Source organism: Streptomyces sp. NPDC034085, assembly GCF_055575555.1.
In genome coordinates this window covers 149,392-170,124 of record NZ_JBVISL010000005.1, presented here as the reverse complement: position 1 = coordinate 170,124, position 20,733 = coordinate 149,392, and the positions used below count along the sequence as shown (strand labels likewise).

The window sequence follows — 20,733 nt, the reverse complement described above, 5'->3', positions numbered from 1 at the left end:
TAGGACCCACACGCAGTACCCCGCGGCCCGGGCCGCCTCCGGACGTCAGTCCGGCGGGCGGTCCGGGCCGCCCACGTCCGGGCTCGTGAAGTCCGGGGAGGCGGAGCCGGGGCCCTGGCCGGGCGTGCCCGGGCTGGTGAAGCCGGGCCGGCCGTAGCCCAGGGAGGGGATCCGCCCCGCCCCCGGCGTACGCGGCACCGGATAGCCCGATCCGGCCGTCGGGTCGGCCAGGGCGTCGCGCAGGAACGGCACGATGCCCCGCTCGAGCAGCGCGTTGCGCCAGGCCTCCCGGGCGCGTGAGAGCTCGTCGGGGATCGGCACGCCCTCCTCGGCGGCGACCTCCGTGGAGCTGTTGCGCAGGGCCGTGACCAGCAGCGCGATCACCGCGAAGAGCAGGCCGGCCACGGTGAGCCCGCCGAACAGCCAGCCCGCCGTCAGCATCGTCTCGGCGAAGGCGGGCGTCGGCTCGATCAGCTTGAGGCCGTAGCCCACCAGCAGGAAGATCAGCATGGCGGTACCGGCGAGGACCGGTGCGAGGACGCCGACGACGGCGCTCACCCCGGCACCGCCGTCCTGCTCGTCGGCGCCGTCCTCGGCGGCCGTCCCGGCGGCCGAGAGGGCCCCGTCGCGCAGTTCCTCCCGTAGCGACACGTAGTGGTCGTACTCGGCCGCCGCGGCGGCGGTCAGCAGGGTGATGGCGGCCAGGGCCATGGTGCGCAGCTGTTCGGCGTTCAGCCGTTCGCCGATGGCGGCGAGTTCGGGCCGTTCGTCCGCCGTGCGCAGCGTCTCGTCGAGGAGCCGGTCGAATTCGGGGCGGTCTTCGGTGAGCAGGTGCGGAGCGCTGGTCATGTGCATCCCCCGATGCTCCGTACGTACCGGTATGCCCGCGTGGATCCGGGGCCCCGGCACAGGACGGAGGAGAGCCTGCTACGGACAGGGCGATGGTAGAGCGCCCCCACCACGCCGTGACAGGGGCTTTGCTGAAATACCCCGCTCCGCGAACGCTCAGTCGCGCAGAGGTAGTTGAACGACGAGCAGCTTGCCCGCCATCGTCACCCCGCCGTCCATCGCGATGGCCAGCCCGTCGGCGTACACGTGCGGCCCGTCCACGGCTTCCGGCCCGTGGGAGTCCTCGCCGTCCTCGGTGCCGACCTCGCCGAGCAGGTACGGGATGGGGCTGTGGCCGTGGACGACGCGGCCGCCGCCGTACGTGGACAGGAGTTCCCGTACGGCCTGGGGGCCGGTCTCCTCGTCGCGGAAGGCGAACCGCTTGGTGAACTTGCGGAAGAGGTCCCAGGTGATGTCGGCGTCGTTGCGGTTGAGCAGCTCGTGGATGGTGTCGTTGACGTCCTCGATGGAGTTGCCGTAGTCCAGGTACGCCGTCGTGTCGGAGTGCAGCAGCAGGTGCCCGTCCTCCAGCGCGGCCGCGTCGAGGCGGGACATCCACTGGAGGTGCACGTCCTCCAGGCGCTCCATGTCGGTGCGCTGGCCGCCGTTGAGCAGCCAGGCGGCCTGGAAGGTGGCGGTGCCGGCGCCGGAGGAGACCGGGGTGTCGCCGAAGCGCTTGGCGCCGATCAGGAGCAGCTCGTGGTTGCCCATCAGGGCCTTGCAGTAACCGCCGGCGGCGGCGGCCTCGGCGGAGAGCCGCATGACGAGGTCGATGACGCCGATGCCGTCGGGGCCCCGGTCGGTGAAGTCACCGAGGAACCAGAGCCGGGCGTTGCCGGCGGACCAGCGGCATTCGGCGTCGATGAGCTGCTGGGCCTGGAGTTCCCTGATGAGCTCGTCCAGGTAGCCGTGTACGTCGCCCACGACGTAGAGGGGGCCGGGGCCCGAGCCGGAAGTCTCCGGGGGGACGTAGTGGACCTGTACGGTGTCGCCCGGCCCGCCCGCCGCACCGCGGCCGATGACGGGCAGGTCGCGCTGGGTGGGGGTGTAGCCGTCCGGGTCGTCGCCGCCGTCGTACCCGCCGTCACCGTCGTACGCGCCTTCGCCCGCGGCGCGCTGCTGCGGGACGCTCCCCGTGCCGGGGGGAGCGGCGGTGGGGTGGTCGGCGTGCTCCGGGGCGTAGCCGGGCCGCGGGGGCACGGCTGTGCCGTCCTCGTAGTACGCGGGGTACTCGCCGTACACCGGAGCCTCGCCGGGCAGCACGGCGGGCACGGGATACGGCGCGGGTTCGGTGACCGGCACCCGGAAGTCCCGCAGCGTGTCCGTCCGCATCGCGGGTCCCTGACCGGCCCCCTGAGTCATCGACCCCTCCACCACCGTCGCACTGCCGTACACCTGCGGACCCTCCTCACCTCCGGGGGAGGGGGTCCGTGATGTCGTGCGCCCATCATAGGAATGCGACTCGCGCTCTGTGACGCACCAGGGGTGGTGAATCCCGGCCGGAACCTCTCCTTCCTGCCCTTTTCTCCCGTTTTCGGTGTTGTCGAAATCCTCGGAGGGGCCGTCGGCCCCTCCGGTACGTCGGGCCCGCGGTCAGTCCTGGGAGGGGGAACGGGGCGGACTGACCGTCGTGCGGGGCGTCCTGCGCTGCGAGGAGGTACGGATGATCAGCTCGGTGGGCACGACCTGTTCGACGGGGCGCCCGGTGTCCACTCCCTCGATCGCGTCGATCAGCAGCTGTACGACGGCCGTTCCGATCCGGCGGGGCTTGAGGGACAGCGTGGTGATGGGCGGCTCGGTGTTGGCGTAGACGGTGGACTCGCTGCAGCAGACGAGGAGCAGGTCCTCGGGGACCCGCAGCCCGTAGCGCCGGGCGGCGGCGAGGAGGTCGGTGCCGTTGGGGTCGAAGAGCCCGTAGACGGCGTCCGGCCGGTCCGGGCGGGCGAGGAGCCGGTCGGCGGCGACGGCGCCCGCGCACGGGTCGTGGGCGGGGTAGGACTCGTAGACGGGGTCCTGGCCGACGCGCTCGCACCAGTTGAGGTAGGCGGTCGTGGAGAGCCGGGTGTAGGTGTCGGTGGTGGTGCCGGTCAGCAGCCCGATGCGGCGGGCGCCGGCGGCGGCGAGGTGGTCGAGGAGGCCCAGTACGGCGGCCTCGTGGTCGTTGTCCACCCAGGCGGTGACGGGCAGGGTGCCCGCCGGCCGGCCGTCGGAGACCACGGGCAGGCCTTGGCGGACCAGTTCGCTGACGACCGGGTCGTGGTCGGAGGGGTCGATGACGACGGTGCCGTCGAGGGCCACGTTGGACCAGACGTCGTGTCGCGAGGTGGCGGGCAGGATGACGAGGGCGTAGCCGCGGGCGAGCGCGGCGGAGGTGGCGGCCCGCGCCATCTCGGCGAAGTACGCGAATTCGGTGAAGGTGAAAGGTTCATCCCCGTACGTGGTCACGGTCAGGCCGATCAGACCCGACTTGCCGGTACGGAGGGTGCGGGCCGCGGCGGAGGGGCGGTACCCCAGCCGGTCGGCGACCTCGCGGACGTGGCGGCGGGTGGCGTCCGGCAGCCGCCCCTTGCCATTGAGCGCGTCGGAGACGGTTGTGATGGACACGCCCGCCGCGGCGGCCACGTCCCTGATGCCGGCCCGGCCCTGTCGCCCGCCGGCCCGCCGGGTGGTCTCGGTCCGGCTCACCTGGTGCTCCCCTGCTGCTGTCATGGCGAGCCGATAGTAGGGCTCGGAGGGCAGGGTGGTTCGGGTGCATATGCACGCGTTGACAGGCACGATTCTGCATGGTTCGCCACCCCCAATGACCTTGGAAACGAAGCCGTTTGGGGCTCGGGGCTGAGAGTCGTGCTTGTCGGCCGCTACGAACATGCCAAAACGGCGCCGTCGTGGACGGTTCGCAACTCACCTGCACGAGGGACGCGCGCCACGGCGCAGGCCACCGGCGCGCGCATATATGCGTGCGCTCCCCCTGTGTTCCTGGCGCCCACCATTCTCGTATCGGCGGAATCCTCATAAGGTGAGCAGTATTGAGTCGACCCAGACGTCGACCGGACGGTCGAGGAGGACCTGCGGTGAGCGAGAAGAGCCCGAAGCTGCGCGCCGAGCTGGACGGCATCCCCACCTACAAGCCCGGCAAGCCCGCCGCGGGCGGGGCCGTCGCTTTCAAGTTGTCCTCGAACGAGAACCCGTACCCGCCGCTGCCGGGGGTACTGGAGACCGCGGTGGCGGCCGCCGGACGTTTCAACCGCTACCCCGACATGGCCTGCACCGGGCTCGTGAACGAGCTGGCGGATCGTTTCGGGGTGCCGGTCGAGCACATCGCCACGGGCACCGGCTCGGTGGGCGTGGCCCAGTCGCTGATCCAGTCGACGGCCGGCCCGGGTGACGAGGTCATCTACGCCTGGCGGTCCTTCGAGGCGTACCCGATCATCACGCAGATCTCCGGTGCGACGTCGGTGCAGGTGCCGCTGACGGACGGGGACGTGCACGACCTGGACGCGATGGCGGCAGCGATCACCGACCGCACCCGCCTGATCTTCATCTGCAACCCCAACAACCCCACCGGCACCGCCGTGCGCCGTGCGGAGCTGGAGCGCTTCCTGGACCGGGTGCCCTCGGACGTCCTGGTGGTGCTGGACGAGGCGTACCGCGAGTTCGTGCGCGACACCGACGTGCCGGACGGCCTCGAGCTCTACCGCGACCGCCCGAACGTGGCCGTGCTGCGTACGTTCTCCAAGGCGTACGGGCTGGCCGGCCTGCGCGTCGGCTTCGCGGTGGCGCACGAGCCGGTGGCCGCGGCGCTGCGCAAGACGGCGGTGCCCTTCGGTGTGAGCCAGCTCGCGCAGGACGCGGCGGTGGCCTCGCTGCGGGCCGAGGACGAGCTGCTGGGCCGGGTCGGGGCGCTGGTGTGCGAGCGCAAGCGGGTCCACGAGACGCTGCTGGCGCAGGGCTGGTCGGTTCCGGACACCCAGGCCAACTTCGTGTGGATGCGGCTGGGGGAGCGGACCCTCGACTTCGCCGAGGCCTGCGAGAAGGCCGGTGTGGTGGTCCGGCCCTTCGCGGGCGAGGGCCTGCGGGTCACGATCGGTGAGACCGAGGCGAACGACCTCTTCCTGCATGCGGCGGAGGCGTTCTTCAAGGAGCTGTAGTCGGGGAGCGGTGGTCAGGGCTGCCGGGGTCGGGGCTGCCGGGGTCGGGGCTGCCGGGGTAGGGGCTGTGGCGTCCGGCGGTGCGGGTGCCGCAGCCGTCAGACCAGTTCCACGCGGATGGGGTCGCCGTCGCGGACGGTGGCCAGGAGGCGGGGGTCGCCGTCGAACGAGCCGAGCACGTTGCAGGGGCTCGCCAGGCGGCTCTCGCCTCCGCGCGAGATGGGCGTGGGCCCGTAGGGCAGCGCGAGTGCGTCGCCCTCGGTCCAGAAGGCGACCGTGCCGGGCTCGACGACCTGCCGGGCGTCGGCCTCCAGGGCGACGGAGACGCCGGTGTCGAAGTAGACCTCCTCGCCCCAGGTGTTCGCGGAGGCGGAGATCGGGAGGGCCGCGGCCAGCGCCTTGCTGGTCGGGGTCTCGTCGAGGGTCGCGGTGAGCAGGCCCGCAGGCCAGGAGATTCGTATCTGCATGGCCGTATTCAACAATCTGTTGAATTTCTTGGCTAGGGGCCGATAAAGGGGGACCCCCCTTGAAGGGGGCCGTAGGTGGTAGGACATAATGCTTGTGAATGTGAACGCGTTCACAAGCGTGTCCTGCTTCCTCCCTGTATGAGAGGGAACCCGCCAGGCAGACTGCCCGCTGTGACCACGGCGACGACAAGGAGAAGACGACGTGGACCTAGCTTTGGCGCCTGAGACATTGGCGCGCTGGCAGTTCGGCATCACCACCGTCTACCACTTCCTCTTCGTGCCGCTCACGATCTCGCTCGCCGCGCTGACCGCCGGCCTGCAGACCGCGTGGGTCAGGACCGAAAAGGAGAAGTACCTCAGGGCCACGAAGTTCTGGGGCAAGCTTTTCTTGATCAATATCGCGATGGGTGTCGTCACCGGCATCGTCCAGGAGTTCCAGTTCGGCATGAACTGGTCCGACTACTCGCGATTCGTGGGCGACGTCTTCGGCGCCCCGCTGGCGTTCGAGGCCCTGATCGCCTTCTTCTTCGAATCGACCTTCATCGGTCTGTGGATCTTCGGCTGGGACAAGCTGCCGAAGAAGATCCACCTGGCCTGCATCTGGATGGTCTCCCTCGGCACCGTCCTGTCCGCCTACTTCATCCTGGCGGCCAACTCCTGGATGCAGCACCCGGTCGGGTACCGCATCAACGAGGAGCGCGGCCGGGCCGAGCTCACCGACTTCTGGCGGGTCCTCACCCAGGACACGGCGCTCACCCAGTTCTTCCACACCATCACGGCCGCGTTCCTCGTCGGCGGCGCGTTCATGGTCGGCATCGCCGCCTTCCACCTCGCGCGCACCAAGCACGTCCCGGTGATGCGCAGCTCGCTCAGGCTCGGCCTGGTCGTCATGATCATCGCCGGTATGGGCACCGCGATCAGCGGCGACCTGCTCGGCAAGGTGATGTACAAGCAGCAGCCGATGAAGATGGCCGCCGCCGAGGCCCTGTGGGACGGCGAGGCGCCGGCCCCCTTCTCCGTCTTCGCCTACGGGGACGTGGAGAAGGGCCACAACAAGGTCGCCATCGAGGTTCCGGGCCTGCTGTCCTTCCTCGCCAACGACGACTTCACCTCCTTCGTCCCCGGCATCAACGACGTCAACAAGGCCGAGCAGGAGAAGTTCGGCCCCGGCGACTACCGCCCCAACATCCCGGTCGCCTACTGGGGCTTCCGCTGGATGATCGGCTTCGGCATGGCCTCCCTCGGGATCGGGGTCCTGGGGCTCTGGCTGACGCGCAAGCGGTTCCTGCTGCCGCCGGGACTGCGCACCGGTGAGGACGAGGTCCCCCATCTCGTCCTCTTCAAGAAGGCGCTCAGCCCCCGGTTCGGCCGTCTGTACTGGATCGTCGCGCTGTGGACCATGCTGTTCCCGCTGATCGCCAACTCCTGGGGCTGGATCTTCACCGAGATGGGCCGCCAGCCCTGGGTGGTCTACGGCGTGCTGCGCACCAGGGACGCGGTCTCGCCGAACGTCTCGCAGGGTGAGGTGATCACCTCGATGACCGGCTTCACGCTGCTCTACGCCGTGCTCGCGGTGATCGAGGTCCGGCTCCTGGTGAAGTACGTCAAGGCCGGCCCGCCCGAGCTCACCGAGGCCGACCTGAACCCGCCCACCAGGGTCGGCGGGGACGACAAGAACGCCGACCGGCCGATGGCCTTCTCGTACTGAGGCTGGGGAGACCACACCATGGAACTTCACGACGTCTGGTTCGTACTGATCGCGGTCCTGTGGACCGGATACTTCTTCCTGGAGGGCTTCGACTTCGGCATCGGTGTCCTGACCAAGCTGCTCGCCCGCGACCGCACGGAGAAGCGGGTCCTGATCAACACGATCGGGCCCGTCTGGGACGGCAACGAGGTCTGGCTGCTCACGGCGGGCGGTGCCACCTTCGCCGCCTTCCCCGAGTGGTACGCGACCCTGTTCTCCGGCTTCTACCTGCCGCTGCTGCTCATCCTGGGCTGCCTCATCGTCCGGGGCGTCGCCTTCGAGTACCGCCACAAGCGGTCCGAGGAGCGGTGGCAGACCAACTGGGAACACGCGATCTTCTGGACCTCGCTGATCCCGGCCTTCCTGTGGGGCGTGGCCTTCGCCAACATCGCGCACGGTGTGAAGATCGACCGGAACATGGAGTACGTCGGCAGCGTCCTCGACCTGCTCAACGTCTACTCGGTCCTCGGCGGCCTCGTCACCCTCACGCTGTTCACCTTCCACGGCGCGGTCTTCGCCTCGCTCAAGACCGTCGGGGACATCCGGGACCGTGCCCGCGTGCTGGCGACCCGGCTGGGTGCGGTGACGGCGGTCCTGGCGCTCGTCTTCCTGATCTGGACCCAGGTCTCGCGCGGTGACGGCTGGAGCCTGATCGCCATGGCCGTCGCGGTCCTGGCGCTGGTCGCGGCCCTCGGGTGCAACCTGGCGGGCCGTGAGGGCTGGGCGTTCGCCCTGTCGGGGATCACCATCGCGGCGGCCGTCGCGATGCTCTTCCTGACGCTGTTCCCGAACGTCATGCCGTCCTCACTGGACGAGGCCTGGAGCCTCACGGTCACCAACGCCTCGTCCACTCCGTACACCCTGAAGATCATGACCTGGTGCGCCGCCGTGGCCACTCCCCTGGTCATGCTCTACCAGGGCTGGACGTACTGGGTGTTCCGCAAGCGGATCGGTACCCAGCACATCGTCGACGCGCACTGAGCCGCGCGCGTCACTCCTGCCCGACCCTGCCGAGGGGATGTTTCACGTGAAACCGATCGACCCGCGCCTGCTGCGGTACGCCCGTTCCACCCGCCTCTTCCTGGGGGCGGTGGTGGCCCTCGGGCTCGCCGGAGCGGGGCTGGTCATCGGCCAGGCGGTGCTCATCGCCGAGATCGTGGTCGGGACCTTCGAGCAGGGACTCGACGGCACCGCGCTCCGGACGCCACTGCTGCTGCTCGCGGCAGTGGCGCTGGGGCGCGGGCTGGTCGCCTGGCTCACGGAGCTGGCCGCGCACCGGGCGAGCGCGGCGGTCAAGTCCGAGCTGCGGGGCAGGTTGCTGGACCGGGCCGCCGCCCTGGGGCCCGGATGGCTCAGCGGACAGCGGACCGGCTCGCTGGTGTCCTTGGCCACACGGGGTGTGGACGCGCTCGACGACTACTTCTCCCGCTACCTGCCCCAGCTGGGGCTCGCGGTGGTGGTCCCGGCGGCGGTCCTCGCCCGGATCGTCACCGAGGACTGGGTGTCGGCGGCCATCATCGTGGTCACCCTGCCGCTCATCCCGCTCTTCATGATCCTCATCGGCATGGCCACCCAGACCCGGATGGACCGCCAGTGGCGGCTGCTGTCCCGGCTGTCGGGCCACTTCCTCGACGTGGTGGCGGGGCTTCCGACGCTGAAGGTCTTCGGGCGGGCCAAGGCGCAGGCCGAGTCGATCCGCAAGATCACCGACGACTACCGTCAGGCCACGATGCGTACCCTGCGCATCGCCTTCCTCTCCTCGTTCGCGCTGGAACTGCTCGCCACGCTCTCGGTGGCGCTCGTCGCCGTGACCATCGGCATGCGGCTCGTGCACGGGGAGCTGGACCTGTACACCGGCCTGGTCATCCTCATCCTCGCGCCGGAGGCCTATCTCCCGCTGCGGCAGGTGGGAGCGCAGTACCATGCGGCCGCCGAGGGGCTGGCCGCCGCCGAGGAGATCTTCGAGGTCCTGGAAACCCCGGCCCCCGCCTCCGGCGGCGGTGCCGCAGTGCCGGCCACCGGGCTGCGGATCGCGCTCGACGGGGTGGAGGTCCGGTACGAGGGCCGCGGCGCGAGTTCGCCCGCACCCGTGTCGCTCGTGGTGGAGCCCGGCGAGTGCGTGGCCCTCACCGGGCCGAGCGGGGCCGGCAAGTCCACCCTGCTGAACGTGCTGCTGGGCTTCGTGGCCCCCACCTCCGGACGGGTGCGGATCGGGGACACGGACCTGACCGCGCTCTGCCTCGAACAGTGGCGGGAGCGGATCGCGTGGGTGCCCCAGCGGCCGCACCTGTTCGCGGGGACCATCGCCGAGAACGTCCGCCTCGCCCGGCCCGGGGCCGATGACGACGCGGTCGAGGCGGCCCTGCGCGACGCCGGTGCCTGGGAGTTCGTCTCAGCCCTGCCGCACGGCGCGCGGACCCCACTCGGCGAGGGCGGGGCCGGGCTGTCCGCCGGTCAGCGCCAGCGGCTGGCGCTGGCCCGGGCGTTCCTCGCGGACCGGCCGGTACTGCTGCTGGACGAGCCGACGGCCGCCCTGGACGGGGAGACCGAGGCCGCGGTCGTGGAGGCCGTACGCCGCCTCGCGGTCGGGCGGACCGTGCTGCTGGTGGTGCACCGGCCGGCGCTGCTGGCGGTCGCCGACCGGGTGGTGGCGCTGGGCGAGGGCGCTGCGGCCCGTGCGTCCCGGGACGCCGGTGCGGGGACGGCCCCCGGCGGTGCGGCGGTGGCGTCCGACCCCGGGGAGTGGATCCTCGGGGGCGCGGCGGAGCGGGCCGACGGCGGCCCGGGCGGCGCGGGCGCCGACGGCTCCGGATCGGCCGGGGACCCGCTGCGGCGGGTGCGGGCCGTGGCCGCGCCCTGGCAGGGCCGGTTCCGGCTCGGGCTGCTGCTCGGGGCGCTGGCCGTCGGGAGCAGCGTCGGGCTGATGGCCGTGTCCGGGTGGCTGATCTCCCGGGCCTCGCAGCAGCCGCCGGTCCTCTACCTGATGGTGGCCGTCACGGCGACGCGGGCCTTCGGCATCGGGCGGGCCGTGTTCCGCTACGCCGAGCGGCTCGTGTCGCACGACGCCGTCCTGCGGATGCTCGCCGGGCTGCGGGTGGCGGTGTACCGGCGGCTGGAGCGGATCGCCCCCGCCGGACTGCGCGAACAGCGGCGCGGGGACCTGCTGACCCGGCTGGTGGCGGACGCCGACGCACTCCAGGACTACTGGCTGCGGTGGCTGCTCCCGGTGGGTACCGCGGTGCTCGTCGGCACCGGATCGGTGGCCTTCACCGCCTGGCTGCTGCCCGGGGCGGGGGCGGCGCTTGCGGTGGGGCTGCTCGCCGCGGGGGTGGGGGTGCCGCTGCTCAGCGGGGCCTGCGCGCGGCGTGCGGAGCGGCGGCTGGCGCCGGCCCGCGGCGAACTCGCCACCCGCGTGGCCGACCTGCTGACCGGTACCGCCGAACTGACGGTGGCCGGAGCCCTGGCCGGCCGCAAGGAGCGGGCGCGGGAGAGCGACGGGGTGTTGACCCGGATCGCCTCGCGCGGGGCCGCGGCCACCGGGCTCGGCGGGGGGCTGTCCGCCCTGGTGTGCGGGCTCACGGTGGTGTGCGCCGCGTTCGCCGGCGCGGGGGCCGTCGCGGAGGGCCGGCTGTCCGGGGTGGCCATGGCGGTGGTGGTGCTGACCCCGCTCGCCGCCTTCGAGGCCGTCAGCGGGCTGCCGCTGGCCGTCCAGTACCGGCAGCGCGTGCGCCGCAGCGCCGAGCGGGTGTACGAGGTCGTCGACGCTCCGGTGCCCGTCGCCGAGCCGGCCGAGCCCCGTGCGCTGCCGGCCTCGCCCTTCCCCCTGCGGCTGACCGGACTCGCCGCCCGCCACGGCGGGCAGGAACGGGACGCGCTGCACGGGCTGGACCTGACGCTGGAGGCCGGACGGCGGATCGCGGTCGTCGGGCCGTCGGGTTCGGGCAAGACCACCCTGGCGCAGGTCCTGCTGCGCTTCCTGGACCCGCGCGAAGGCTCGTACACCCTCGGTGGGACGGACGTGCGCGCCCTCGACGGCGACGACGTGCGCCGGGTCGTGGGCCTGTGCGCCCAGGACGCGCACCTCTTCGACAGCTCGGTGCGCGAGAACCTGCGGCTGGCCCGCACGGGGGCGAGCGAGGAGCAGCTGCGCGAGGCGCTCGCCGCCGCCCGGCTGCTGGAGTGGGCCGACGGCCTCCCGGACGGGCTGGACACCCTGGTCGGTGAGCACGGGGAGCGGATCTCCGGCGGGCAGCGCCAGCGGCTGGCGCTGGCCCGGGCGCTGCTCGCGGACTTCCCCGTCCTCGTCCTGGACGAGCCGGCCGAGCACCTGGACCTGGCGACCGCGGACGCCCTGACGGCCGATCTGCTGGCGGCCACCGAGGGCCGGACCACCGTGCTGATCACGCACCGGCTCGCGGGCCTGGCGGCAGTGGACGAGGTGCTTGTACTGGACCGGGGAGCGGTCGTCCAGCGGGGTGCCTACGCGGAGCTGGCGGAGGTGGAGGGGCCGCTGCGCAGCCTTCTGGAGCGGGAACGGGAGGCCGACGGGGCGCTGGCCGGTGCGGCGGGCTGACCTGCCCTGGGGAACCCCGCTCCCTCCGGAGCCCCCGAGCTCTCCGGAACGCGCGCTGACTTTCCCCGCCAAAGGGGACTAACTAGGCTCAAGGGCATGTCGCTGGAGGAGTCGCAGGAGCCGCCGGAGTCCCCTGGGGACGCACCGGATCCGCTGGAATCCCGTGGGAAGGCACCGGCTCCGGATCCGCTGGAGGCCGCCACTCAGGCCACCCGGAGCCTGCAAGGGCTGTCCACCGAGCTGACCGCGCGCGTCCCCCAGCTGCTGGAGGCCATGCGCTCGGTCGGTACCGGCCTCGAACTGCACTCCACGCTCGACCGCATCTGCGAGACGGCCGCCGAGCTCGCGGACGCCCGCTACGCGGCGATCGGGGTCGTGGACACGGACGGTCCGGGCCTCTCGGACTTCGTCACCTTCGGCGTCAACAGCGAGCTGGCGAGCACGATCGGGCACCGCCCCGACGGGAAGCGGGGCCTGCTCGGGGCGCTCATCTCCCATCCGGACACGGTCCGGCTCGCGGACCTGGCGAAGGATCCCCGGTCGGCGGGCTTCCCCGCCCACCACCCGCCCATGAAGAGCTTCCTCGGCGTGCCGATCCGGGTGCAGGGGGAGATCTTCGGGAATCTCTACCTCGCCGAGAAGCACGGCGGCGGCGAGTTCAACGACTACGACGTCCACATGGTCCGGGTGCTGGCCACGGAGGCGGGCATCGCCATCGGCAACGCCCGGCTGTACGAGGCCGCCACCCAGCGCGAGCGCTGGATCGACGGCTCGGTGGCCGTGACCACCGCCCTGCTGTCCGGCGGGGACGCGGACGACGCCCTCGCGGTGGTGGCCGAACAGGCCAGGCGCCTGGCCGACTCCGCCGCCGGGATCGTGATGCTGCCGGCGCAGGAAGGCGGCATGGAGATCGTCGCCGTCTCCGCGGACAACCCGGCCACCTCGCTCGGCCTGGTCGTCCCCGCCGAGAGCCCGGTGGTGGACAAGCTCCTGCGGGGCGAGCCGGTCTTCGTGGAGGACGCGGCCGCCGACCCCCGCATGATCAGCAGGCTGACCAGACCGTACGGGCCCTGCATGATGCTGCCGCTGCACAGCGGCGGGCGGGTCCTGGGCGCGCTCGTCACCCCGCGGGCCCGGGGCGCCAGGCCCTTCACCGAGTCGGAGCGGACGCTTGCCACGCAGTTCGCCTCTCAGGCAGCCCTCGCGCTGATGATGGCCGAGGCCCAGCGCGACCGGGAGCGGCTCGCGGTGTTCGAGGACCGCGACCGGATCGCCCGGGACCTGCACGACCTCGTCATCCAGCGGCTCTTCGCCACCGGGATGATGCTGGAGGGCGCGCAGCGCCGGTCCGTAGTCCCGGAGGTCCGCGACGGCGTCGGCAAGGCCGTGGACGAGCTCGACGTGACGATCCAGGAGATCCGCACCGCGATCTTCGCGCTCCAGCAGGGGCCGGCGGAAGCTCCGTCGGGGCTGCGCACCCGTGTCCTGCGGGAGATCAACATGGCGGCCGTGCCCCTGGGCTTCAAGCCCGCGCACCGCTTCGTCGGCCCCCTCGACACGGTCGTCGGCGAACTGGTCGGCAAGAACCTGATCGCCGCCCTGCGCGAGGCGCTGTCGAACGCGTTCCGGCACGCGGACGCGTCCCGGATCGAAGTCCTGGTCGACGCCACCGCCAGCCTGCCCGACGGCCGGCCCGGCGTACGGCTGGAGGTCGCCGACGACGGAGTGGGCATGCCGGAGGGCGGCCGGCGCAGCGGGCTGCGGAACCTGCGCCGCAGGGCGGAGTCGCTCGGCGGCTCCAGCTGGTACGGGCCCGGCCTCGGGGAGGACGACGCCGGGACCACCCTGGTGTGGGAGGCCCCGCTGTGAGGCGCCCCCGCCGGTGGGCGGCGAGGCGCTAGCCGCGCGTGGCGCGCTCGGCCAGCATCCGTTCGATGACGACGGCGACCCCGTCCTCGTTGTTGGCGACCGTGCGGCCCGACGCGGCCGCGACCACGTCCGGGTGGGCGTTGCCCATCGCGTACGAGGTTCCGGCCCAGCGGAGCATTTCCACGTCGTTCGGCATGTCCCCGAAGGCGACGACCTCGGCGGCGGAGATGCCGCGTTCGGCGCAGCACAGTTCCAGGGTGCTGGCCTTGGACACCCCGAGTCCGCTGATCTCCAGGAGGGCGGTCGGGCTGGAGCGGGTGATCGAGGCGTAGGCGCCCGCGGCGGACCGCGCCAGGGCGAGGAACTCGTCCGGGGCCATTTCGGCGTGGTGGGCGAGCAGCTTCAGGACCGGCGCCGCCCGGTCTTCGGACTCCTCGTGGAGGAGCTTCTCGGCGGTGGCGACCGTGGCACCCGGGTCCTGGAAGAACGGCGGGTAGGCCGGTTCGTAGTTGATGCCGGTGGTCATCTCGACCGCGAAGGAGGTGCCGGGGGCGGCCTTCCGCAGGGTCTCCACGACCGTGAGCGCGGTGGCCCGGGGCAGCGCCCTGACCTGTACGAATTCCCGGCCGGCGTGGAGGTCGACGACGGCGGCGCCGTTCGCGCAGATCGCCAGCCCGTGGCCGTGCACGTGATCGCTGACCACGTCCATCCAGCGGGCGGGGCGGCCGGTGACGAAGAAGACCTCGATCCCGGCCTCCTCGGCGGCGGCGAGCGCGGCGACCGTGCGGAGCGAGACGGACTTGTCGTCGCGCAGCAGGGTGCCGTCGAGGTCGGTGGCGATGAGCCGGGGTGCGGGGGTTGGCCCGTCCGGGCGCTGAGGAGCCGAGGTCACCGCTCCATCTTCACCCATGGGCCCCTGCCGCCGGACCATGATCGCGCAGAGATGTTTCACGTGAAACCGTCCGGCCCCGGCCCGGCGGGCATGTTTCACGTGAAACACGCGTCCCGTGTCGCGGGCGGCGCCGGCCGGGCCCGGAGGGGCGAGGCGTCGTTGGTGTACAGGACACGGACCGCCGTACGCTCAAGGGCATGACTCTGCGCCTGAGCACTGTGATCCTGCCGGTACGCCCGTGGCACGAGGGAGGACGCGACCAGTGGGAGCGGGCCGAGCGCCTCGGTTTCCACACCGCCTACACCTATGACCACCTGACCTGGCGGACCTTCCGCGACGGCCCCTGGTTCGGCGCGGTCCCGACCCTGACCGCCGCTGCCGCCGTCACCGAGCGGGTCCGCCTGGGCACCCTGGTCACGTCGCCGAACTTCCGCCACCCGGTGACCCTGGCCAAGGACCTGATGTCGCTGGACGACATCTCGGGCGGCCGCATCACCCTCGGCATCGGCGCGGGTGGCAATGGCTTCGACGCGACCGCGCTGGGCCAGGAGGAGTGGAGCCCGCGCGAGCGGGCGGACCGGTTCGCCGAGTTCGTACCGCTGCTGGACCGGCTGCTGACCGAGAAGGCGCTCACCCACCACGGCACCTTCTACTCCGCCCAGGACGCCCGCAGCATCCCCGGGTGCACCCAGCGCCCGCGCCTGCCGTTCGCCGTCGCGGCGACCGGCCCGCGGGGAGTGAAGCTTGCGGCGAGCCACGGCCAGGCCTGGGTGACCGCCGGGGACCCGAAGGTCTTCCAGGGCACGCCCGACCAGTCGCTGGAGGCCCTCCGCACCCAGTACGGGCGGCTGGAGAAGGCCCTGGCGGAGATCGGCCGGGACTCCGACTCCATCGAGAAGGTGCTGCTGACGGGCTTCACCCCGGAGCGCAGCACCATGCTGGAGTCCGTGGACGCGTTCGTCGACTTCGCGGGTCGCCACCGCGAGCTGGGCTTCACCGAGCTGGTGATCCACGCGCCGATCCCGGACTCCGACTTCGCCGCCGACGAGGCCGTCTTCGAGCGGATCGCCACCGAGGCGCTCTCCCAGCTGGGCGAATAACCGCCCCAGCGGAGCCGGCGGCCTAGCCGAGCCGGCGGCCCACCGGAACCGGCCGGAGCCGCCGCCACACGGCGGGGCCCCGGCCGGCCGGGCGGTCAGGCGGCCAGCAGGGTCGTGATGATCCGGCGTGCCTGCGGGAGCAGCCACTCCGGGGCCGTCCCCTCGGGCAGCGACTCGACCTCCTCCACCAGGGCCGAGATCCTGGCCGCGCCCTCGGCCGGCCGGCCCAGCTCGTGGTCGGTCCAGGCGGCGTTGTTCAGGCACTGGAAGCGGTCCTGGAGGTACTCCGCCCCGAGCCGCGCGTACAGCTCGGCCGCCCGCTCCCACCACTGGATCTCCTCCAGCCGCAGTGCCTCGACGGCGGCGGGGCTCAGAGCGTCCCCGGACGGGGAGTCCTCGGCGTCCTCCGGCGCCAGGGAGCCCACGAGCCGGTCCAGTACCTGTGCCAGCTGGTGCCAGGTCTGGGCCAGTTCGGAGAGCAGTTCCGGCTCCTCGGGGTCACCGGCCGCCAGGGCCGCCTCCAGGACTCCGGCGGCCTCCTCCATCAGGGCCCGAGCGGCTGCCGCGGTCGCCTCCGTGACCTCCTCGCGCAGCCCCAGCCAGGCCAGCGAGCGCAGGATCCGGACCTCGGAGACCACCGCGTCCCCGGTCAGGCGGCGCAGCTCCAGAGCGCGCCGGTACGCGGCGATCGCCTCCTCGGCCAGGCCGGCGTCGGAGAGGCAGTCGGCGGCGGCCTGCGCGAAGCCCGCCTGGGGCCGCGGGTCCTCCCAGTCCTCGACCAGTTCCGCGGCCAGCAGGAACTGCTCCGACGCGGCCCGCGACTCGCGCAGGTCGCGGAGCAGGTTGCCCAGGAACTCCCGCGCCGAGACCGCCTGTCCGTCGCCGTGCTCCAGCAGGTCGGGCAGCGCGGACTGGAGCACCTCCGCCGCGTCGGCGGTCCGGCCGCTCCGGGCGTAGGCCTGGGCCAGCATCCACCGGGCCTGGGCCCCGCCGTCGGCGGCCAGTCCCGCCTGGTCGAACCAGTGCGCCGCCGTGAGGGCGTGCTCGGCGGCCTCCGCCTGCGCGTCCCGCCGCCGCAGCAGGACGTCCGCGAGCGTGAGGCGTACGAGGCCCTGCTGTTCGGGGTCGGTCACCTCGGCGGAGTGCTCCAGGGCGGACCGCGCCGCCTCCTCCGCCTCCTCGGGCCGCCCCAGCGACAGCAGCACCCCGGCCCGCAGGGCGAGCGGGTCCGCCGCCTGCCAGGGCCGGCCCGCCTCGACCGACCGGGCCGCGGAGGCGGCCAGCAGCTCCAGGGCGCGGTCGGTGTCACCCCGCGAGAGCGTCAGCCGGCCCAGCATCTCCTCGGCCTCGGCGGCCAGATCCGGGAGGGCCGCCCCGTAGGCGGACACGAAGGAGGCGAGCTCGGCCGCCAGCAGCTGGTGGCCGTGGTCGTGGCCCTCCGCGTGCCCGTGGCCCTCCGCGTGCCCGTCGCCCTCTCCGTGCCCGTGGTCGTGCTCGTGCGCGGCCTCCGCCGAGCGCAGGTACGGCTCCATGCGGAGCGCGGACAGCTCCGCGACCGCGATCCGGCGGGCCCGCAGGGGCTCCCCCGCGTCCAGTGCCTCCGCGGCGTGCAGCCCCGCCGCCAGGAGCCTGCGGACCTCGCCGGGCGCCGCCCCGGCCTGCGCGGCCGCGCTCGCCAGCCGCAGCTCGGCGAGGGCGGCGCGTTCGGCCTGCCCCAGCGCGCGGTAGCCGTCGCGTACGGCCGCCAGCAGTTCCGCCGCCCCGGGGGCTCCGGCCCGAGCGGCCGTGAGCGCCCGGTGGTCGGCCAGCTCGGCGCGCAGCAGCGGGTCCAGCTCCGGCTCCGGCAGCGCGGAGGCCCGTACGGCCGCCTCCTCCCAGAGCCGGTCGGTGTCCGGGTGGCCGGTGTCGCGGGCGGTCCGGGCCCGCGTGACGAGCTCGGCGAACCCGGCGGCAGTCGCCGGCGCGGGAGCGGGGACCGGTGCCGGCGCTGCCGGGGCCGGCTGCGGGAGGGCGGCGCTGCGTACCCCCAGGGGCAGCACGTCGGCCAGCGGGGCCTGGGCGAGCCGTTCCAGGAGCCGGTCCGAGACACGGGTGGTGCCGTTGCGGACGTCGAACCGCCGTGCGATGGCCACGGCCTCCTCGCGCAGGACGCCGTACAGTTCCTCGACGGTCTGGGGCGAGCCCTCGTAGGGCACCGTCGGATCGGCGCCGTGGCCGAGTTCCACCAGCCGCCGCAGCAGGACGGCGACCCCGGCGTAGAAGTCCATCTGCGTCTTGACGTCCACGAGCGGTCGCAGGTGCGCACCGTGTTCGGCGAGGATCTCCACACCGCGCGCCTCGTTGCCGGTGAGGGCGCAGAACTCGATGTGCTGGCCGATCGAGCGCAGCAGGCTCTCCTTGCCCCGCGCCATCCGGTAGCCGCGCAGGTGGTGCGAGCGGGCCTCGTCGGTGCGGCCGAGGCGCAGCAGGGGGACCAGCGAGCGGGCGAGCACCCGGTGCGGCTCCTCCATGCAGGTCTGCTCGCCGTTGAGCACGGGCTCCCAGACCTCGATCGCCTTGGCGTGCTCGCCCTTGGTCGCCCAGAACACGCCCTGCGAGTTGGTCTCGCAGGCGTGGCAGTCGCTCATCGCGTCCCGCTCGGCCGCACGCCACTGGGCCATGGCCCGCTCGGCGCGCTCGTCGTCGCCGATGGCGTCGGCGAGGAAGTACTCGGACTGGCGTACCGCCCGCTCGCTGTACCCGGCGATCCGGTAGCGCTTCTCCATGTCCTCCAGGTAGCCGGTGACGGAGGAGACGGGCACGTCGGGGGAGCTGATGATCTGGCCCGAGACCCACTTGAAGCGCCAGAAGAGGGAGTGCGCGTCGCCCGCGTCGAAGGCTGCCGGGTCGCGGTCGTACTCCTGGAGCAGGCGGGCGAAGGGGACCACCATGCGGCTGCGCTCGGCGCTGTACTCGTAGGCGTCGATCTGGTTGACCAGCGCGAGCCGGAACACCTCGCTGTCACCGCAGACCTCGGCGGCGGCGGTCAGCGCCTCCGCCTGGGCGTTGCGCGCGGCGCCGTGCGGCAGGCCGTGGTTCTCGTGCAGGGCGCGCCGGATCTCCTCGGCCGTCAGGGTGCTCACTTCTCGTCCTCCTGGGACTGGGCGGTCGTGGTGTCGACGGAATGGGTCGCCCATTCCAGGAGCCCGAGGAAGGCCCGGTTGAGCAGGGCGGAATCGGCCGGGCGCAGCGGTCGCTGGGACATCAGCAGCGCCTGGCCGTAGAGCGATTCGACGGCGGTGCCCGCGAGCGTCGGGTCGGGCAGGCCCGCGATCCGACGGATCAGGGGGTTGTTGTGGTTCAGGACGAGGCGGGCACGGGGGCCGGAGCCGCGCAGCGAGCCGAGGATCCCGCTCCACAGGGAGTCGGCCGACTCGAGTGCCGTGGTCCGGTCCCGCTCCTGGCGGGCCTGGCGGTCGTCGAGGTAGAGCGCGGGCACGGCGACGGGCTGGAAGGCGCGCAGCACCACGTCGCAGCTCTGCGGTTCCAGACGGGTGCGGGCGGTGGACAGGAAGGCGGCGAGGGACAGCTCGACGGAGGTGGGGACCGGGTCGAGGCGGTCGGTGACGGCCCCGGCGTCCAGCTCGGTGACCTTCAGGTCGGGGCGGACGGAAGGCAGCAGCGCCAGCAGGTCGGCGTCGTAGGTGTAGCCGGCGTTGACGATGCCGAGCCCGTGGGCCGCCGCGATCGGCGCGATCTGGCGGAACTCCTCGACGGTGCGCGTGAAGTGGATCTCGGTGTGGGCGGCCGTGAACTCCTCCAGGCTCATCGATCCGTCGCTGGTCTCGAACGGCAGCCACGGCAGCATCAGGCCGAGCAGTTCGGCGTCGTGCCGGGCGAGGGACTTCACACCGAGGTGGTGGACGCTCAGGAAGGCGGCCAGCCGGTCGGGTTCGCTCGCGGCGAGTTCGGCGAGCCAGGCCCGTATGCGGGCGCCGAGGGCTTCGCGTACGGCGGCCAGGGTCTCGTCGTCGTAGAGGTTCTCGCGGGAGGCCGTGGGCCGCAGGGTGTCGGTGTCGAGGACGGCGCGGACGAAGAAGGCCCAGTCGGGCAGCAGGTTGTCGGCCTGGTCGGTCAGCAGCATGCCCTTGAGGTGGACGCGGTGTCCGGCCCGGTGGGCGGGGCTGGTCGGTTCGGGCAGGACGTACGCGACTCCGCGTACGCCGGCCACCGGCAGGTCGAGGTCGATGCTGTCGAGCGGGGTGAAACCGAAGAGCTGCGCGCAGTGCCCGGCGAGCGCGACGCGCCGGGCGGCCGGGGTGGGGAACGCGCGGTCCCATACGGGGGGCCGGTCGGTGACGGGTCGCGGGGTGCTGCCCGGGCCCTCGTCGAACGTGACCGGGTGGGGCAGCAGGGAGCCGTAGTCGCGGGCGAGCCGCTCGACCCGTGCGGGCTCCGTCCATTCCTCGGCACCGGGGCGCGCCTCGAGGTGGACGGTGGTGCCGGGCTCGGGGCGGGCGTTGTGGGGAAGTTCCCGGACGGTGTACGAGCCGTCGTCGGTGGCCAGCCACTCCACGGGCGCGGCCTGGGGGTCGCGGGCGGAGCGGGTGACGACGCGGATCTGCCGGGCGACGACGAAGCAGGCGAGCAGTCCGATGCCGAACTGGCCCAGGAACTGGCCGCGGGCGGTCTCCAGGCCCTGCAGCTCTCCGTCACCGGCGCGCTTGGAGCTGCGGCCGATGGTGGCGAGGAGGGAGTGGGCCTCGGCGGCGGTCAGCCCGATGCCCGAGTCCTCGATGGTGACCCGCCCCGCGGAGGCGGAGAGCCGGATGCGGACTTCCGCGCCGGGCTCGTGCGCGTGACGGGCGGTCACGGCGTCCACGGCGTTCTGGAGGAGCTCGCGGACGTAGACGCGGGGGCTGGAGTAGAGGTGGTGGGAGAGCAGGTCGACCAGGCCGCGCAGGTCGACCTGGAAGTTGTTGACGGCGCCGCCGGCCGGCGATTCGGCGGGGAGGTCGGACGGGGACGGGGACACGGATGTCATCAGGCATCAGCTCGCTTGCTCGCGTG

At 72.9% G+C, this 20,733-nt stretch carries 13 protein-coding genes; 6 read left to right on the top strand and 7 right to left on the bottom strand.

Translation table 11 applies throughout. The annotated features are described in order from the left end of the window. Positions 1 to 45 precede the first annotated feature (45 nt). The 3 genes from ACZ501_RS19450 to ACZ501_RS19440 form a co-directional block, all read right to left on the bottom strand. Positions 46 to 855, bottom strand: a complete 810-nt coding sequence (locus tag ACZ501_RS19450) for a hypothetical protein (protein ID WP_361595612.1) — start codon at positions 853 to 855, stop codon at positions 46 to 48. A gap of 150 nt (positions 856 to 1,005) precedes the next feature. Continuing rightward, the gene (locus tag ACZ501_RS19445; protein ID WP_468796856.1) at positions 1,006 to 2,250 is read right to left on the bottom strand and encodes a metallophosphoesterase; all 1,245 of its coding nucleotides are present in this window, start codon (positions 2,248 to 2,250) and stop codon (positions 1,006 to 1,008) included. A gap of 231 nt (positions 2,251 to 2,481) precedes the next feature. After that, positions 2,482 to 3,597, bottom strand: a complete 1,116-nt coding sequence (locus tag ACZ501_RS19440; RefSeq protein WP_361595606.1) for a LacI family DNA-binding transcriptional regulator — start codon at positions 3,595 to 3,597, stop codon at positions 2,482 to 2,484. A 362-nt stretch (positions 3,598 to 3,959) separates the two neighbouring features. Between ACZ501_RS19440 and hisC the strand changes: the two genes are divergently transcribed. Further along, a complete protein-coding gene (gene hisC, locus ACZ501_RS19435) occupies positions 3,960 to 5,036 on the top strand; it encodes a histidinol-phosphate transaminase (RefSeq protein WP_468796853.1) in 1,077 nt (358 codons plus the stop codon). A 98-nt stretch (positions 5,037 to 5,134) separates the two neighbouring features. On the opposite strand, the gene ACZ501_RS19430 is transcribed toward hisC, so the two are convergent. After that, positions 5,135 to 5,503 (bottom strand): cyclophilin-like fold protein, encoded by a 369-nt coding sequence (locus ACZ501_RS19430; RefSeq protein WP_361595600.1) that lies wholly within the window; start codon positions 5,501 to 5,503, stop codon positions 5,135 to 5,137. A 202-nt stretch (positions 5,504 to 5,705) separates the two neighbouring features. Here ACZ501_RS19430 and ACZ501_RS19425 point away from each other — a divergent pair, with 202 nt between their 5' ends. The 4 genes from ACZ501_RS19425 to ACZ501_RS19410 all read left to right on the top strand — a co-directional run bounded on the left by ACZ501_RS19425 (position 5,706) and on the right by ACZ501_RS19410 (position 13,692). Further along, positions 5,706 to 7,211: a cytochrome ubiquinol oxidase subunit I gene (locus tag ACZ501_RS19425; protein WP_361595597.1), complete on the top strand. Its 1,506-nt coding sequence runs from the start codon at positions 5,706 to 5,708 to the stop codon at positions 7,209 to 7,211. Between the two features lie 18 nt (positions 7,212 to 7,229). Beyond that, positions 7,230 to 8,231: a cytochrome d ubiquinol oxidase subunit II gene (gene cydB, locus ACZ501_RS19420; RefSeq protein WP_361595594.1), complete on the top strand. Its 1,002-nt coding sequence runs from the start codon at positions 7,230 to 7,232 to the stop codon at positions 8,229 to 8,231. 46 nt (positions 8,232 to 8,277) lie between these two features. Further along, positions 8,278 to 11,823: a thiol reductant ABC exporter subunit CydD gene (gene cydD, locus ACZ501_RS19415; protein ID WP_468796850.1), complete on the top strand. Its 3,546-nt coding sequence runs from the start codon at positions 8,278 to 8,280 to the stop codon at positions 11,821 to 11,823. A 96-nt stretch (positions 11,824 to 11,919) separates the two neighbouring features. Continuing rightward, positions 11,920 to 13,692, top strand: coding sequence for a sensor histidine kinase (locus ACZ501_RS19410; protein WP_361595587.1), 1,773 nt, complete (start codon positions 11,920 to 11,922; stop codon positions 13,690 to 13,692). Between the two features lie 28 nt (positions 13,693 to 13,720). Here the strand turns inward: ACZ501_RS19410 and ACZ501_RS19405 are convergent, their stop codons facing one another. After that, positions 13,721 to 14,602: a Cof-type HAD-IIB family hydrolase gene (locus ACZ501_RS19405; RefSeq protein ID WP_468796847.1), complete on the bottom strand. Its 882-nt coding sequence runs from the start codon at positions 14,600 to 14,602 to the stop codon at positions 13,721 to 13,723. Between the two features lie 179 nt (positions 14,603 to 14,781). Between ACZ501_RS19405 and ACZ501_RS19400 the strand changes: the two genes are divergently transcribed. Next, on the top strand, positions 14,782 to 15,684 hold the full coding sequence (locus ACZ501_RS19400) for an LLM class flavin-dependent oxidoreductase (protein ID WP_361595581.1): 903 nt from the start codon (positions 14,782 to 14,784) through the stop codon (positions 15,682 to 15,684). Between the two features lie 95 nt (positions 15,685 to 15,779). Here ACZ501_RS19400 and ACZ501_RS19395 read toward each other — a convergent pair whose 3' ends face one another. Together ACZ501_RS19395 and ACZ501_RS19390 are read right to left on the bottom strand one after the other, a co-directional pair. Then, positions 15,780 to 18,806 (bottom strand): tetratricopeptide repeat protein, encoded by a 3,027-nt coding sequence (locus ACZ501_RS19395; RefSeq protein WP_468796844.1) that lies wholly within the window; start codon positions 18,804 to 18,806, stop codon positions 15,780 to 15,782. Then, a complete protein-coding gene (locus ACZ501_RS19390) occupies positions 18,803 to 20,707 on the bottom strand; it encodes an HSP90 family protein (protein WP_468796841.1) in 1,905 nt (634 codons plus the stop codon). Before ACZ501_RS19390 ends, ACZ501_RS19395 begins: the two co-directional genes overlap by 4 nt. Positions 20,708 to 20,733 lie beyond the last annotated feature (26 nt).

What these genes read in the sequence shown, in the direction of transcription:
- ACZ501_RS19410 (WP_361595587.1), top strand. Translation starts at nt 11,920, where the DNA reads ATGTCGCTGGAGGAGTCGCAGGAGCCGCCGGAGTCCCCTGGGGACGCA.
- cydB (WP_361595594.1), top strand. Translation starts at nt 7,230, where the DNA reads ATGGAACTTCACGACGTCTGGTTCGTACTGATCGCGGTCCTGTGGACC.
- ACZ501_RS19450 (WP_361595612.1), bottom strand. Translation starts at nt 855, where the DNA reads ATGCACATGACCAGCGCTCCGCACCTGCTCACCGAAGACCGCCCCGAA.
- ACZ501_RS19405 (WP_468796847.1), bottom strand. Translation starts at nt 14,602, where the DNA reads ATGGGTGAAGATGGAGCGGTGACCTCGGCTCCTCAGCGCCCGGACGGG.
- ACZ501_RS19440 (WP_361595606.1), bottom strand. Translation starts at nt 3,597, where the DNA reads ATGACAGCAGCAGGGGAGCACCAGGTGAGCCGGACCGAGACCACCCGG.
- ACZ501_RS19390 (WP_468796841.1), bottom strand. Translation starts at nt 20,707, where the DNA reads ATGACATCCGTGTCCCCGTCCCCGTCCGACCTCCCCGCCGAATCGCCG.
- ACZ501_RS19445 (WP_468796856.1), bottom strand. Translation starts at nt 2,250, where the DNA reads ATGACTCAGGGGGCCGGTCAGGGACCCGCGATGCGGACGGACACGCTG.
- ACZ501_RS19430 (WP_361595600.1), bottom strand. Translation starts at nt 5,503, where the DNA reads ATGCAGATACGAATCTCCTGGCCTGCGGGCCTGCTCACCGCGACCCTC.
- ACZ501_RS19400 (WP_361595581.1), top strand. Translation starts at nt 14,782, where the DNA reads ATGACTCTGCGCCTGAGCACTGTGATCCTGCCGGTACGCCCGTGGCAC.